General features: G+C 46.4%; 16 protein-coding genes. 3 read left to right on the forward strand and 13 right to left on the reverse strand.

Annotation, left to right across the window (positions count from 1 at the left end; translation table 11 throughout):
• Positions 1 to 8: 8 nt before the first annotated feature.
• Both GON05_RS25655 and ybaK read right to left on the reverse strand, forming a co-directional pair.
• Complete coding sequence (locus GON05_RS25655; RefSeq protein ID WP_127456758.1) at positions 9 to 311, reverse strand: YunC family protein; 303 nt, start codon at positions 309 to 311, stop codon at positions 9 to 11.
• Positions 312 to 1,383: 1,072 nt separating this feature from the next.
• Positions 1,384 to 1,857 carry a Cys-tRNA(Pro) deacylase gene (ybaK, locus tag GON05_RS25660; protein ID WP_157323063.1) on the reverse strand — a complete coding sequence of 158 codons (474 nt, stop codon included), beginning with the start codon at positions 1,855 to 1,857 and terminating at the stop codon, positions 1,384 to 1,386.
• A gap of 117 nt (positions 1,858 to 1,974) precedes the next feature.
• Between ybaK and GON05_RS25665 the strand changes: the two genes are divergently transcribed.
• Complete coding sequence (locus GON05_RS25665) at positions 1,975 to 2,472, forward strand: hypothetical protein (protein WP_157323065.1); 498 nt, start codon at positions 1,975 to 1,977, stop codon at positions 2,470 to 2,472.
• Positions 2,473 to 2,516: 44 nt separating this feature from the next.
• On the opposite strand, the gene GON05_RS25670 is transcribed toward GON05_RS25665, so the two are convergent.
• The 6 genes from GON05_RS25670 to GON05_RS25695 all read right to left on the reverse strand — a co-directional run bounded on the left by GON05_RS25670 (position 2,517) and on the right by GON05_RS25695 (position 7,193).
• Positions 2,517 to 4,367: an EAL domain-containing protein gene (locus tag GON05_RS25670; RefSeq protein WP_181646715.1), complete on the reverse strand. Its 1,851-nt coding sequence runs from the start codon at positions 4,365 to 4,367 to the stop codon at positions 2,517 to 2,519.
• Positions 4,368 to 4,653: 286 nt separating this feature from the next.
• Positions 4,654 to 5,019: a DUF423 domain-containing protein gene (locus GON05_RS25675; RefSeq protein WP_164819722.1), complete on the reverse strand. Its 366-nt coding sequence runs from the start codon at positions 5,017 to 5,019 to the stop codon at positions 4,654 to 4,656.
• A gap of 36 nt (positions 5,020 to 5,055) precedes the next feature.
• A complete protein-coding gene (locus GON05_RS25680; RefSeq protein WP_127456753.1) occupies positions 5,056 to 5,358 on the reverse strand; it encodes a hypothetical protein in 303 nt (100 codons plus the stop codon).
• 92 nt (positions 5,359 to 5,450) lie between these two features.
• The gene (locus GON05_RS25685) at positions 5,451 to 6,371 is read right to left on the reverse strand and encodes an AEC family transporter (protein ID WP_127456752.1); all 921 of its coding nucleotides are present in this window, start codon (positions 6,369 to 6,371) and stop codon (positions 5,451 to 5,453) included.
• Between the two features lie 9 nt (positions 6,372 to 6,380).
• A complete protein-coding gene (locus tag GON05_RS25690; protein ID WP_157323067.1) occupies positions 6,381 to 6,710 on the reverse strand; it encodes a DUF1904 family protein in 330 nt (109 codons plus the stop codon).
• Between the two features lie 36 nt (positions 6,711 to 6,746).
• Positions 6,747 to 7,193: a MarR family winged helix-turn-helix transcriptional regulator gene (locus GON05_RS25695; protein WP_127456750.1), complete on the reverse strand. Its 447-nt coding sequence runs from the start codon at positions 7,191 to 7,193 to the stop codon at positions 6,747 to 6,749.
• A gap of 208 nt (positions 7,194 to 7,401) precedes the next feature.
• Between GON05_RS25695 and GON05_RS25700 the strand changes: the two genes are divergently transcribed.
• Both GON05_RS25700 and GON05_RS25705 read left to right on the forward strand, forming a co-directional pair.
• On the forward strand, positions 7,402 to 8,340 hold the full coding sequence (locus GON05_RS25700) for a hypothetical protein (RefSeq protein WP_157323069.1): 939 nt from the start codon (positions 7,402 to 7,404) through the stop codon (positions 8,338 to 8,340).
• Between the two features lie 284 nt (positions 8,341 to 8,624).
• Positions 8,625 to 8,864, forward strand: coding sequence for an NHLP leader peptide family RiPP precursor (locus GON05_RS25705; RefSeq protein ID WP_157323071.1), 240 nt, complete (start codon positions 8,625 to 8,627; stop codon positions 8,862 to 8,864).
• 47 nt (positions 8,865 to 8,911) lie between these two features.
• Here the strand turns inward: GON05_RS25705 and GON05_RS25710 are convergent, their stop codons facing one another.
• The 5 genes from GON05_RS25710 to GON05_RS25730 all read right to left on the reverse strand — a co-directional run bounded on the left by GON05_RS25710 (position 8,912) and on the right by GON05_RS25730 (position 15,290).
• The gene (locus GON05_RS25710) at positions 8,912 to 10,804 is read right to left on the reverse strand and encodes a sensor histidine kinase (RefSeq protein ID WP_157323073.1); all 1,893 of its coding nucleotides are present in this window, start codon (positions 10,802 to 10,804) and stop codon (positions 8,912 to 8,914) included.
• 141 nt (positions 10,805 to 10,945) lie between these two features.
• Complete coding sequence (locus GON05_RS25715) at positions 10,946 to 12,193, reverse strand: amidohydrolase family protein (RefSeq protein ID WP_309492845.1); 1,248 nt, start codon at positions 12,191 to 12,193, stop codon at positions 10,946 to 10,948.
• Between the two features lie 21 nt (positions 12,194 to 12,214).
• Positions 12,215 to 12,994 (reverse strand): ABC transporter permease, encoded by a 780-nt coding sequence (locus GON05_RS25720; protein ID WP_246239471.1) that lies wholly within the window; start codon positions 12,992 to 12,994, stop codon positions 12,215 to 12,217.
• A gap of 136 nt (positions 12,995 to 13,130) precedes the next feature.
• A complete protein-coding gene (locus GON05_RS25725; protein ID WP_246239423.1) occupies positions 13,131 to 14,477 on the reverse strand; it encodes an FAD-binding oxidoreductase in 1,347 nt (448 codons plus the stop codon).
• 9 nt (positions 14,478 to 14,486) lie between these two features.
• Positions 14,487 to 15,290: an ABC transporter ATP-binding protein gene (locus GON05_RS25730; protein ID WP_181646716.1), complete on the reverse strand. Its 804-nt coding sequence runs from the start codon at positions 15,288 to 15,290 to the stop codon at positions 14,487 to 14,489.
• Positions 15,291 to 15,317 lie beyond the last annotated feature (27 nt).

Below are 15,317 nucleotides of genomic sequence, written 5' to 3' on the forward strand. Positions count from 1 at the left end.
GCAGACCCTTACATCATTTTTAAAATGGCTTCCCTTCCCGTCATGCCAGCATAAATGCCCAGATCTTCCGCCGTGTACGTCACCGATTCAAGCGGAGCTTCCAGAAGCTCCTCAATCGTGCGAACGCCAGTAGCTCTTGCCGCGACAATGTTGCGTTCGCTCAAACGCTCGTTGAGCAGTGCAACGTCTAACGCGCCGCACATAATGTATCCTTTATCTGTCGTTACTACCAGCAGCGTCGTCTTGGGCAATTTAACCTCTATCGCAATTGCAGTATGTCCCTCAAGGAGAATAGGTTCAACGCGCATCATGCTCTGCACAGCTCCTCTTTGCAGTCTTACGGTAGTATATGCGCGTGCGGCTAGTACGGTGTGATGTTTGGTGGAAAAAGAATTTTTGGGTAGTTCGAGGTGCTTACGGACTAAGTGGAACTTCGAGGTGCTTTTGGACCGAGAGGCCAGGACGAGCTCGGATTTGCGCCGTACGAGAACTTTACGGACCGAGCGGCCCTTATTCGGAGAAATAGGACATTTTCAAATTCTAACGGACTCCACAGCTGCTATTCTCATGAAAAGCATGAAATTTCGCTGCTTATTGATCAAATAACGGCTCTGGAGTCCGTTAGATTTGTGAAGAGGGTCATTTTTCGAGAATAACGGCTCTGTGGTCCGTTAGTTCTCAACACAAACTCCGACGACAAGCCCCGAGTTACCTCGAGCCCTTTGTTTAAAGAAGCTATATCCTCAGGACGAGCTCGGGATGCGTCGTACGAAAACCTTACGGACCGAGCGGCCCTTATTCGGAGAAAATAGGCCATTTTCAAATTCTAACGGACACCACAGCTGCTATTCTCATGAAAAGCATGAAATTTAGCTACTTTTTGATTAATTAACGCCTCTTGAGTCCGTTGGATTTGGAAGAGACACTATTTCCGCGGAATAACGGCTGTGGGGTCCGTTAGCGATAAACAAGCGTGGAGGAGTGACGCGGTGATTTGCGTTTTACGTAGTTGCGCAACGCTTATTGGGCTGCTAACGGACTGAGGAGACCTTATGCGGCAAAAAAAACAGACGTCCGAATTTCTAACGGACTCCAACGTAGCTATTTGCGCGATTCCCATGAAATTCAGGCTGATTTGGGGCAAATAACGGCCCTGGAGTCCGTTAGATCTGCGAAGAGGGCCATTTTCGGAGAATAACGGCTCTGCAGTCGGTTAGTTCTCCACGAGCCGCGGCGGTGAGTTCCGTTAACGCGTTCACTAGCTCCGACACCGCTGTCGCTAGCTCTCCCACAAGCCAACGACCGCGAAATCTGGCTGCAAGTAGCCTCGCCGGCACATGGCCTCTGCCCCATAGACTCTCGAGCAACCTCGAGTCCCTCTGTCTAATAAGCAATATCCACCAACCGCCCCTCAGAGGCGGTCACCAAATCTTCCCCCCGCAGAAATATCTGCAACCCCCGGCGGCCGCCGCTGATGCTAACCAGCTCCATGGACTCCACAGTCGCATGCAGGTAAAAGGGGTACTTCTTCTTCATCCCCAGCGGAGAAACGCCGCCTCGTATGTAGCCTGTAAGGGATTGGATGTCTTTGACAGCCACCATTTCAATTTTTTTATTCCCGCTTACGGAAGCGAGACTCTTCAAGTTCAGTTCCTGGTCGCCGGGAATGCAGGCTGCGAGGACACCTGTTTTGTCCCCTTTTAAGATGAGCGTTTTGTACAGCTGACTAGGTTGAAGCTCCACTTTAGCAGCAACGGTAGTGGCGTCCAACTGATCCTCATCCCACTCATATTCGTGTAGCGAATAAGCAATTTGGAGCGAATCGAGGATTCGGCAGGCATTCGTTTTGTTTGACATAGGTTCCTCCTCTTTTTGTATACAAAAAATTGTACGAATGAAAAACCAATCTATATTTGGATATCATAACATGATATAGTTAGGATATGAGCAATTTCTAGGCTGCAAGGAGGCCATATGAGTCAAGGTAAACAGAACCACACAGGTCACTTATTCACTGTAGAAATTTTAATTGAAGAGGCTACAAATGGTCTTGCGATGGAAAAGCTCCTACATCTTCTTAACGCACAGACAGTCAAAGATTACCAAATCCTCAAGGGCATCGAGCTCGGTAAGCTAATTGAAATGAATACAACGAACAAAGAGAGCACGCCTCCTTCATATACTGGCAAAAAGGCAGTAACTTCTCCCCCGCCTGCAACTCCCGCGCCAACGATGACGTCGACAGCGCCAAGCGGAGCGGCCGATCACATTATCACACAGCTAGAAGGCTTCAAAGCTAACAACACATTGATTCGGCTAACCGTTATCAAAGGTCAGGGCATTAAGCTCAATCTTCCCTGCCGGATTTTGAATTATGACAGCAGCAATCAAAACGTTGCCGTGTATCATGTGGATGAGAAGAAGGTTTACTCATTTAAACTAAATGAAATCGACGATTACGTCGCTTTCTAAACAAAGAGGATGTTCCCTGACCGACCAGGGACATCCTCTTTTACTTAACCCGAAGCCGCGGCATGCACGCCATGGCTTAGCATATTCTCCAGCTGGACGGCGTTCACAGGCGGGCTGAACCAATAGCCCTGTACTTCGTTGCAGCGGTTCTGATGCAAGAAGTGCAGCTGCTCTTCCGTTTCTACACCTTCCGCAATGACTTTCAAATTCAGATGGCGCGTCATGGCGATAATCGTTGTTACGATGGCTGCGTCGTTGGGATCCACCATAATGTCACGGACAAAGGAACGATCTATTTTCAACTTATCAATCGGGAACTTTTTCAAATAATATAAGGAACTATAGCCGGTCCCGAAATCATCAATGCTCACGTGAACCCCCAGCTCCTTGAGCTCAAGCAGAGATTGAATCGCGTGATCGACGTCCATGGTCATGCTTTCCGTAATTTCAAGTTCCAAATACTGCGGATCTAGCCCCGTTTGCTCCAACACATGAGAGATCTTGCCTTTCAGATTGTGCTGGAAAAACTGCCGCATGGATAAATTCACGGAAATCGGCATCGGGGAGAAGCCTTGATTTTGCCAGGCTTTATTTTGCTTGCATGCCGCGCGCAGCACCCATTCTCCGATCGGTACGATCAAACCGGACTCTTCTGCAAAGGATATGAAATAGTTCGGCGAGATCAGCCCTTTCTCCGGGTGATTCCAGCGAATCAACGCCTCTACACCGACAATGCGTCCCGTCTCAATATCAACCTGTGGTTGATAGAATAAAACAAACTCCTCCAAGGCGATCGCTCTGCGGAGTTCATTCTCCAACTTGAGACGATTGATGGATACGGATTTCATATCCGCGTTGAAAATCTGGAAGTCGTTGCGCCCTTTCTCTTTCGCTCTGGCGAGTGCGATATCGGCATACTTCATCAGTGTATCCGCATCTTCCTCATCTGCCGTAGAGATGGCGACACCAATACTTGCTGTAACATGCAGCTCGTATTGCTCAAGAACAAATGGTTTCTCCAGAACGCGATTAATCTCTGCGATTACAGCAATGACATCATTGGAGTCAGCGACATTCGTATAGAAAAAAGCAAACTCATCGCCTTCGGTCCGTGCCAAATAATCATTTTCGGTAATGCATCTTGTGAATCGTTCAGCAAGCTGCAGTAGCATCATGTTGCCGTAATCGTATCCGAAACTATCGTTGACTAATTTGAACCTATCGATATCCAGATAAAAGACGGCGACCTGCTGCCCCGCTGATCTGGCCAGGCTCAATCGCTCATTCAGGTGGTCCCTAAACATACGCCGATTCGGCAGCCCCGTCATGTCATCGTAATATGCCATATAGCGGACTTGTTCATCGCTGCGCTTACGTTCTGTAATATCCTGGCAAATGAGGATAAAGCCCATGGCATCCGTGCTCAGTTGAACGGGAACGGCTGTTGCATGCAAGTCAACCCGATAACCGCTTTTATGAGACACAGAAGTTTCAAAGGTAAGCGGTTCTCCATCCGTTGCCAGTTGAAGTTGGTTGATCGTCAGCTCATATTGCTCTTGCGTTACAAAGTGGCTGAAACGTTTCTCCAGCAATTCCGATGCCGAATATCCGAGGATAGTTTCTGCCGCTGCATTAATCCGGATGAACGTCCCTTCTTGGTCAAAAATGCCAATCGCATTCGGATTATGCTCAAATAAGGAATCCAGCACATGCTGATAGGAGTGATGCTGCTGAGCTGATTTTGATAAGTGCTGTACGTCCCTTTCTTTTCTCAACAGCTGAATAAACAGCGGCAGGGCGGCTAGAACGCATATCCATACAGCATACGGCTTTACGTAAAGGCTTACGAATATGGCGACAATCAAATATCCGCCAATATAGAGCCGGTTTTTCACAAATTTGCCTCCTCTTACGATCTCACTCTAGGTAATAGGAAGCGTCGCACGGACTACCGTTCCTTCTCCCGCTTAATCTTCATAACGAATTTGCCGCAATGAAAGAAACAAGCCCGCACTTCACTTGTTTCCTTGTGTGATTCATCCGACACCTATGGGAAAATCAATATGTAGTTTAAAACCATTTGCGTTAACTACTACTTTCTACATAAGTCGAGCTTTTCCTGCAAATAGGGCACAAAATAAAGAAAAAAGAGTCGGAATTTCCTGACTCTTTCCAATTTTATTATTTTAGAGCGGCAATCGCTAGCAGAATCCATCCCACTAAGAAACTCAAGCCGCCAAGCGGTGTAATCGGTCCAAAAAATTTGATTCCTGTCAAACTAAGCGCATATAAGCTGCCCGAGAATAAGATGATTCCGATAAAAATCGCCCATCCGGAAGCATTCACCATCGAAGTGTTCCCAAGCTTGTCTGACAAAATGGCAATGGCGATTAACGCGACCGCATGAATCATGTGATAATGCACACCGGTTTGAAAAACCTCTAGTTTGTCAGGCGTTAATTTTTGTTTCAAGATATGTGCCCCGAAAGCGCCCAATGCAACAGAAAGAAACGCGTTCAAGCTGCCGATCAGCACAAAAAGTTTCATCATCGTTTCCAAACTTCCCTTCATTAAAGCTTAAATTTATTCTACTTCACCGATATCATGCTGTCCAACGATCAGTCGTACTGGCTCCAGGTAAACCTTGGTGACTGTCGGATGTGTAATTAAATCGATCTCAATATCTACAATTTTATTGCGGGCTATTTTGCCTTCTCTTTTGTCATAAACGACCTCGAATTGCTTGAGTCCCAACTGATAAATCAGAACGGAAGAACCGATGGAAAGTGCGTTAGACTCGAACTCCCCGTGCTCAAACAATACCTCGGATAAAATTTCTTCATTCATGTCCACAATCGTAACATACTGGCAAAATTGGTACTTCATCAAAAACTGCCCCCTTTAAATTAGTAAAATGTACTTACCAATTCGCCGGAAAATGTCGAAATTCCTGCATCATTCAGTATGACCAAGAATGTTCACAGAAAACCCGTAAAATAAATGACAACAGGAATAGTAAACATACTAAACAAAGTCGAGGTAAACACGGCCTGTGAAGAAAACTCCGGTTCATTCTCATACTCAATCGCCAGCAGCACACTGCTAAGAGAGGTCGGCACAGCACATGAAAGAACTAGCGCCTGTGCGGTCAGACCATTGATTCCGAGCATCCACACGACCAAAAATCCGAGCAATGGCCCCGCAATCAGCCGTAAAATATTCGAAACAGCCACATTCGAGAAGTGAAATTCCCACTTCATCCCGCCAAGCTGTACGCCAAGTGTTAAGAGCGCAGTTGCCATGAAGGCATTGGATATATACGTCAGCGGCAGATGAATGGACGACGGGACGGGCAAATGGAAGTATCTCAGCAATAGAGCAACCGGAATGGCATAAATAACAGGTAAAGACAAGATCGTCTTCATCGTTGCCTTCCAGGTTGATTTGTGGGCATTTAACGTGTAAATGCCGTACGTGTTAGGGATCAAATTTTGCATAATCATGATAATAATTTGGATGGAAAGCGTATAGGCATTCCCGCCGAATACGGTTTGATTAAGCGGCAGCGCGTAGTTGGCGCTATTATAGAAAATAACGCTGTTTCGCATGGCGATCCGCATGCCCCGCTTCATTTTCTTAATGCGTATATAGATCTCAATCACTGCAAACAGAAGGCTGAAAAACAAAGCGAAAAACAAAAGGACTTGCAGAATGACATTCAGGTTCATTTCAGACTCATACAGTTTGACGAAAACGATTGCAGGAGAAAACACATAGAAATTGAGCTTGGATAACGTTTTAATATCAAGATGAAAGGCACGATACATGACTGCGCCAATCGCGATCATGATCGAAATGGGCACAATATTATTAATTAGAATATAAATAAAATAACTCATTTCTGTTCCTCACTTAAATGAAGTTCCGTTGCTGTAGTACGCATCCTTGCTGTAGGTCGTAAAAGCAACTTCAACCTCAGGCAAGCCAAGCCCAAGGACATGGGTCGTAACTGCCGCAGCGACGGCATCCCTGATCTCGTCCCCTCTTTCAAACCAGGCGACTTCAACAAACGGGTAGGCGGGCACGATTTTACCGCCGAATATAGCTGCATGCTGGACACACTCTAACGTAAAATTATCGCTGTCACACTCGCAGATCGCCGCAAGCTGCTCAACTAAGCTCTCACTCATTCCACAAACTTGTTCGATCGTTACTCCTCTGAACGTTAATCTAGGCATGCTCCAAACTCCAATCCCTTATCGCCATTCGGCTTCTCATTTCGTTGATGCGTTTACACTGTTAATGATACGTTTCAACTGTACATTGAAATTATGAATTTCTTCCAGGGACAACCCACTGGATTCAAGCAGCGTCTGTGGGATGCAAAATGCTTTTTCATAAAGCGCAAGTCCCGTTTCCGTAATCACAATGTTCACAACACGCTCATCTTCGATAGACCTTTTCCGCTCCACCAACTTCTGAGTCTCCATCCGTTTGAGCATCGGCGTCAACGTGCCTGAATCCAGATCCAGCTTCTCGCTGAGCTCCTTGACGGTGCTCTCTTTTTGATCCCACAGAACGAGCAGCACCAAATACTGCGGATAAGTAATTCCCAAGTCTTCCAGAAAAGGACGATACATCCGTGTAATAGCTCTTGAACTGGCGTATAAACTGAAGCAGAGCTGATTATCAAGTTTTAATAATTCTTCATTGGTGCTCATACCATCGACTTCCTTTCTCATTCATATTGCGAACAATCGATTTGCTTCAAATGTATATAAAAATAACCTTACTGTCAATGCGAATAGTCAGATAAGTTCATAAATGTTGCTAAACGTTGATACGACCGGGTTTAAAAAGGAATTGTCTCCGCGCCGCATTCATGCTACGCTTGTTTCAAAATTATACCAATAAAGGGGAATATGACCTATGGATTGGTTTTCTGCTCATAAAGAGAGTATGGATGAGGTATTCGGAGAAGCGGAACATCTTATTCGCACATTTCCGGAACCGCTGAATCATCACGGACTAGCCTACTTCGCTAAATTTGATTTGCGGCAGCAAGAGAGCACGAAAAATTACATCTGCTATCTGCTTCCCTATTGGATGCAGGAAGTAACTCAGCTGCCGACTGACGTGGTCAAAAGGTTGAGCTTAGCTAACGTTTTCGTCATGCTCTATTACTTTGTGGTAGATGACATTATGGATTCTACTAAAGGGACCCATAAGGACAAGCTTCCGCTTGCGAACTTATTTCAATTGCAATTTCAAATGATGTATCGTGTATTGTTCCCGCCGCAATCCCCTTTCTGGCATTATTACGAGACTTACGTGCTGGAATGGGCCGACGCAGTGGCCGGCGAGCCGGGTGGCGATTACTTTCATACGGACAAAAGAAAGGTTGCCTGGAAAGCCAGTCCTGTCAAAAACGCCAGCACTGGAGCTCTGCTCCACGCCGGTCAAGTTGAGCTGATCCCCGCTGTGACGGGAGCTGTAGAACAAGTGCTCGTGACGCTGCAAATGCTTGATGACTGGGCGGATTGGGAGGAAGATTTGGACGAGGGTTCCTATAATTGTTTGCTAGCTTTTTTGCGTGGAAGTGTTGAAGGGTCGGAAGGTGTTTCACCAACTCCTGATTGGGTCAAACAGATGATATATGTTCGTGACGGGTTGGAGGGATATAGCGAGGTGGCCGTTAGGCATCATGAGGAGCTGCTAGCGTTAGATTTATCGATGAAAGAGCTTAGTCAATTTCATCTTCATCTTGTGAATCATTTGCGTTTGGCAGCAAAAGAGATCAAAGAAAAGCGCAACCAACTTCTTTCTGGTGGTTTATCCTATTTTATGTCGAATTCTAGTAATTTTTGATAGAATATTTTGAATATTCATGCTATACTCCACTTATTGGGAATATTAACCAATGACTCGTGCAAAGTTGCTGAGTCTAACGGACTGAAACGCCCTTATTCATGGTTTTAAGCATGAAATAGGATTTAATGGACCTGAGCGACGCTATTCCTTCTCAAAATAGCCTATAACAAGGATAGTAACAGTGAATAACGCCTCCTCAGTCCGATAACTTCCCATTTCATCGTTAAACATCAGAAATAGCGGCTTCTATGTCCGTTACAATTAAAGGGGAGTGACTGATCATGTCATCACATGAACAATTAAAAGCAAAAATCATTCAAAAAGCGTGGGAAGATGAAGCATTCAAAAACCAACTTCTTGCCAATCCAAAAGCAGCGCTAAAAGAATCCTTTGGTATTACGCTCCCCGGTGATTTTACAGTGAAAGCGGTAGAAGAAACTTCGACGGACTTTGTGCTTGTTATTCCGGCGAATCCGGCTAAGGTATTGGTTCCGGCGGGTGTTGTTGCGCTTACTTGGTAAAATAATATAAAAGAGGTGCTACGTTCATACGTAGCACCTCTTTATGTTTATCTATTAGTTGGAAAGCGAAGAATAACTTCTGTGCCCAAGTTTTTTTGACTTTTAAACTGGATATACCCTTTCATATTTTCGATAATCTGAAAAGAAACCATTAGCCCAAGTCCTGTTCCTTTTGTTTTGGTGGAATAATAAGGAACCCCCAGTTGGGCCAACTGCGCCGCTTCAATTCCTTCTCCATTATCTTTAATATGTATAAAAACCTCTTCATCTTTTTCGTAAGCCCATATGTCCACAACGCCATCGTCCTGAAAAGCTTCAATGCTATTTTTAATTAGATTAATCAGAACTTGTTTCAATTTTGATGAGTTACCTTGGATAATCAAATGCTCGGGAACATCGACGGATATCCTTCCACTGTGCAGCGCAACCAAGGGAAAGATGATACCCTCAATTTGCCTGAACTCCTCGAAAAGATTTAATTTCTTAGTTTCTTCTCCCTGAGGCTTGGAAAAGGTTAGAAAATCCGAAATAATGACGGAGGCTCGATCCAACTCCTCAATCGCAATCATCATATATTCCTGATTCTTCTTATCCGATCGTGAAGCAACGAGCTGCAAAAAACCTCTTGTCACTTGAAGTGGATTTCTCACCTCATGAGCAATCGATGCCGCCAATTGACTTATAATTTCCATTTTTTCGGATTGTTGAAGTTGACGATTATAAAATTCCAGTTCTTTAGAATAATTAATAATCCTTTCCTGATTGATCGCAAAGCGCCTGCCCAGTATAACAATAAGAGCAACAATAAATCCTAAAATACCCCATTTCCATAAGAAAATCTGCTTATTCTGTGAATTCATATAGTATAGAATAAGATCCAACGTACTCATAAAAGCCAGTGAGGCAAAACCAACTGAAAAAATGACAGCTTCTTTATTCCCTTTAAACATAAGCAAAATGGATGATCCAATAAGCAAACTAAACTGAAGGATCATAATAAACCCCAATATGGTAACAGCTACAAAAAAGTAAAACTTATTAAACCCGTAATCACTCAATATGTTAATGAACAAACATATGATTACAAAGACGGAATAGACCGTTTGACTTTTTCTAAGCCAATAAATGACCTTATACTTACCCTTTCCAAAAATGCGTTCAAAATAAAACGTAAGTGCCGGCAAAAATACAACAAGTGAAATATCAAACAGAGCACTATACAACGCACCATATTTCGTGAGGCTTTCATACATGAATGGGGTGTAGGTAATAAAAATAATGCCAAGCGAAATAAATAATGTACTAACTAAAACCCAGTCTGTACGTTGAACTCTTTTTATGAATATTGAACCTATCAACACGATTACAGCAATAAACAGAAGAGCACTGCCTAGAATAATGTTCTGTAAATCCCCAAGCACAAAGGTTCTTAATAAGACATCATAATGATCTAGTTTTATAATGGAAGTTATGCCCAAACGCCCCATTGAAGTCTCCGACTTCATTAAAACCATGTGTCCTTCGTCCTCACTGCTAATTGGGAATAGACTGCTTTGTTGATCATAATTGAAATCAAACTTAGTTTCCTTGACTAATCTTTGGTCAATGTACACCGAAAGGTGCTGCGCGTATATCCCTTGTATGTACAGGCCGTAGCCTTTAGGAATTTGCGAGGGCAGTTGAAGCCTGATCCAAGCCGTAGTAACATCCTTCGGTTTCTCTGGAATGACGTCACCAATCTTCACCGCCTTCCAACGCTCAGGCGAGGCAGCCCTAACACTTTCCAAACTCTCTGATGGATCCCCCCACAGGATCGAGTACTCTGAAATCGTTTTCATTTCTTCTGGAACATCATCGGCAAATGCTCGCGGCATTAAAAACGAACTACTCAACACAGCAACAAGTACCACTAACCAAAGCGTTTGAGGAAACCGCTTCATGTGTTCACCATCCCCGTCAAAACTTAACTTACAATGTTTAACAATAAATCAAATTCGACAGGATGCACTCTTTCCCTTCTTTTACCAAGTAAACAATAGTCAAACAAATATAGCCACCCCCTGCCAATTAGGGGGTGGCTATTACATACCGTATAAGCGGCAACGTGCAGGCTCTGTTTCAGCTACAACACGGCCTTGGCTAATCACATACCGGCAATCCGGCTGAACGCGTACAAGGTCCATGGCATCCCGGCCAGGCAGCAGGATAAAGGATGCCGGCTGGCCAACTTCCAGCCCATATTCGTGCAGCTGCAGCACTTCCGCAGCGCGCACCGTCACCATGCGCACAAGCTCGGCAATTTCTTCCCGCCCCGTCATATGCGCGAGATGGGCTGCCATATGAGCTGCTGCCAGTATATTTCCAGTGCCGAGCGGATAAAAAGGCGTCTGAATGTCATCGTGCGCGATACTAACATTCACACCGGCCGCCTGCATCTCCTTGATCCTGGCGATCCCACGCCCTTTGGGAAAGCGGTCGAAGCGGCCTTGCATAGCACTGTTGATGAGCGGGCAGCAGACGACGTTCACGCCGGATCGAGCCGTGATGCCTACCACTTTCTGAAAGTAGGCGTCACTATAATACGCGGAAGCATTCGCATGCGCTGCGGTAACACGCTCCCTTAGGCCATAACGAATGGCCAAGTGAGCCGTGCTCTCAAGGAAAGTGGAATGCTCATCGTCCATTTCATCGCAGAACACATGGACGAAGCAGCCATACTTCTCGGCTAGGCGGAACACGATGTCGAGCGACGCGAGGCCTTCCTCACGCGTAGGTTCAAGATGCGGAATGGCGCCGATCCCATCAGCGCCAAGCTCGAGCGCCTCTTCCAGCCGGCGCTCATTCTCCAGGCAGGCGCGAATCCCGTCCTGCGGGAAAGCGATGACCTGCAGCTGCATATGCGGCTTCACGCGCTCGCGCAGGTCAAGAAGCGCTCGCAGCGCCGTCAGGTTCGGGTCCGAGATGTCCGCCTGCGTGCGAACATGGAGAATGCCTGCTGCCATTTGCAGCTGCAGCACCTTCTCCGCCCGCTTCGTGACATCGTCATAGGTGAGCGATTGCTTGCGCTTTTGCCATAACCCGATGCCTTCAAACAGCGTGCCGCTTTCGTTCCAAGCAGGTTCCCCCGCCGTTAGGACCGTGTCCAAATGGATATGCGACTCCACGAATGGAGGGAGCAGCAAATGCCCGCTGCCATCAATTTCTCGTTCGGCTCCACTGTCGATAACGCCAATTCCGACGATCCTGCCGTCCTTCACGCCGACATCGACAACACCCGGGTCATCCAGCAGACGTACCTGTCGAATGATTAAATCAAGCAGTGCGATCACCCTCTTCCTATGGCGTGTTCATTAGCTGTCTTTTTTCATTTCGGATTCATGCCAGGAGCTTAACACCCATTTGGAGAAAGCATTAACCAAGAGGAAAAAGGAAATGCCCAGCGCTGAAGCCGACAGCCCGCAAGCGAATAAATACGCCGTTTTTAACCGGGCAGCTGCATACGTAATCGCATAACCAAGCCCACCGGCTCCCCCGCCGATGCCAGCGATATACTCACCGACGATGGCGCCGACAACGGATAAGGTACAGGAGATTTTCAGCCCCGCAATAATATAAGGCAGAGCGGCCGGGATGCGAAGTCTCCACATCGTTTGAAAGGCATTGGCATTATACAGGTAAAACAAGTTGCTCATATTTTGATCCGTAGAATTTAAACCGATTAAGGTATTTGAGAGCATGGGGAAAAACCCAATCAAGAAAGTAATGATGACAATGGCATTCATGCCCGCATCGAACCAGATGACGATTAATGGAGCAATGGCAACAATCGGAATGGTTTGCAAAATGATGGCGTACGGGTACACGCTTTTCTCGATCCACTTGGAACTGGCAAGCAGAATGGCGCCCGCTACCCCCATGATGATGCTGAGGAAAAATCCGAGCACAGCTTCTAGCGTCGTCGTTGTGACTGACACCCATAACGCATGTTTGTTTTCCACGGCGGCAGCCACGATGTCAGAAGGCTTAGGTACCAGATAAACAGGCGCCTTAGCTAAATAAGCAATGAGTTCCCAGCCACCGATGAAAACGACAAAGGCAACCAAGGGAGGCAGCATGTGCTTCAACAACATGAGGAAGCGATAGCCTGGTGAGGCGCCTTCATCAAGTCGGTTAGCCCAAGCGGAACGCTCACGGGCAGGAAATATTTCGTCAGGCAGCATTTTTAGATAGTTAGAATCAACAGCCATTTGTCGTGTCTCCCTTCATTTAAGGCTCAACCTTCATTTTGCCTGGATTCAGAAGTCCTCTGGGGTCATTCTCGCGTTTCTTGCGCGCCATGCTGCCAACCTCACCACGTCCGCCTTGTTCAAGCACCCATGTGTGCGGATCGAAGATCTTGACCCCGATGGATTCGCAAAAAGCAACGATCTCATACAACCGTTCTTCACTTTGAAAGCGAACAATTGGAAGCGCATTTAGCGCGAGTTCTCCACCGCTACGCACCCATTCAAAATGCAAGTAAACTTCGTCGCCCCATTTTGCTTTCAGCAGCACGATTTGTTCCTCATAGCGTCCCAATTCAAAGCCTGCCTGCAAATAAGTCATAGAGGAGTCCGTCTTCATTGCCCATAATGTCGTATGATTCCATGTAAAATCCGACACACCAATCGTTTTCCGATATTGCTTGGCTTCTATAAAATGGTCAATACATCCGCCATAGCTATTAACCAACGCTTCAACGGAATCCATACTCCCCTCCGCAACCTCAAGCATGACGGCAGCCTTGCCAGCTTTAATCACTTTGGCAAATGGAACAAAATAGGACGGAATCGGCCACTCCATCGGAGCAATAAGCCTCTTCGGAATTGCTGCCTCTCTCGCCAAAGCCTCCCCGAACTTCATGGATTGCTGCAGCGTATCAAAGCTTACAATAAGCTGAGCCCATTCGGTGCGCGGGGAAAGCGGAATCGTCACCTCGGTTAAAATACCTGTCGTTCCATAATTATGAATATAATTAAATAAATCACGACCTTGAACTACGAGGCGCTGTGGCGTCTCTTCCATTGTATAGATCACAGCTTCAAGCACATTGCCGTCCCAGAGGTTGCCATGCGTGATAGAACCGATTCCCCCGGAACCTCCGCTGACAAAACCGCCCACCGTTGCTTTGACATAAGTGCTCGGATAGATGCGAATCTCCTGCCCAGCCTCTCGTGCCTTTTTATCTATGACACCCAGACGCACTCCGCATTGAAGCTTTGCATAGCCAGGTCCGATTTCGAGAATCTCATCCATCCGGCTTAGATCAAGGACAATACCGCCCTGTAGGGGAACCGCCTGACCGTAATTACCTGTTCCGGCTCCACGCACCGTCACCGGAATGTTGTGGTGGTAACCAAAGGCGATAATTTCAGCCACCTCAGCCTCAGAACGCGGTATAGCAATGACATCCGCTGCTTTCATATGCTGCAATTGCCGATTAAGGACAGGAGAATACCAGTAGTAATCTTTCGAAAGTTTTTCTCTCGTTGCACCATCCACATGCACGATCTCATCCCCGAGCTGTTCCTGCATGATTTGCTCCCAGTTCATTTGCATCGCCATCTGCGTCATCCTCTCGTCTTAATGCTCTAACGCTGCGGATACTTCCCGCACCAAATCGCTGAATTGCGCCGTGGTCCTGAAGCTTTCATCCCGTGGAAAAGGCACCGGAATATCCAATCGCGCCGATATTTTGCCAGGACGCGGTGTCATCACAACAACACTTGTGGATAAAAACACGGATTCAAACACATTGTGCGTCACGAACAGCACCGTCATTGATTTATCCTGCTGCCAAATATTAAGCAGCTCCATCTGCAGCGTTTGGCGAGTAATTTCGTCCAAAGCGCCAAACGGCTCATCCATAAGCAGCAGCTTAGGCCTGGAGATCAGCGCGCGGGCGATCGAGACACGCATTTTCATACCACCGGAAAGCTGCCTTGGCAGCACCTTCATATAATCCTTCAAGCCGACGAGCTCAAGCACACGCTGCGCCTCATCTTTTTGCGTCTTCTTGTCTACCCCTCGCAATTCCAGCGGCAATCTAACATTCGCTTCGACCGTCGACCACGGCAGCAGCGTATGGTCTTGAAAGACGAAAGCGATATCGCTTTGCTTTCGCGCTTCCTTGGGCGTCGTCCCAAATACGTCCAACTTACCGCTGCTCGGTTTGGCCAGCCCTGTAATCATTTTGAAAATTGTAGATTTCCCGCAGCCAGAAGGACCCACGAAGCATAAGAACTCCCCTTCTTGGATAGATAGATTCACATCCTGCAAGGCAATCGTTCCGTTCGGGTACGTTTTAGACAGATTTTCCATACTTACAAATGTAGGACTTGTTCCGAGCTTGCTTGGATCATGGATGAGGGGGGAATTCAGGGCCATATCGATCATCTCCTATACTTGTTTTTG

This window comes from Paenibacillus anseongensis, assembly GCF_009757995.1.
GTDB lineage: Bacteria > Bacillota > Bacilli > Paenibacillales > NBRC-103111 > Paenibacillus_E > Paenibacillus_E chondroitinus.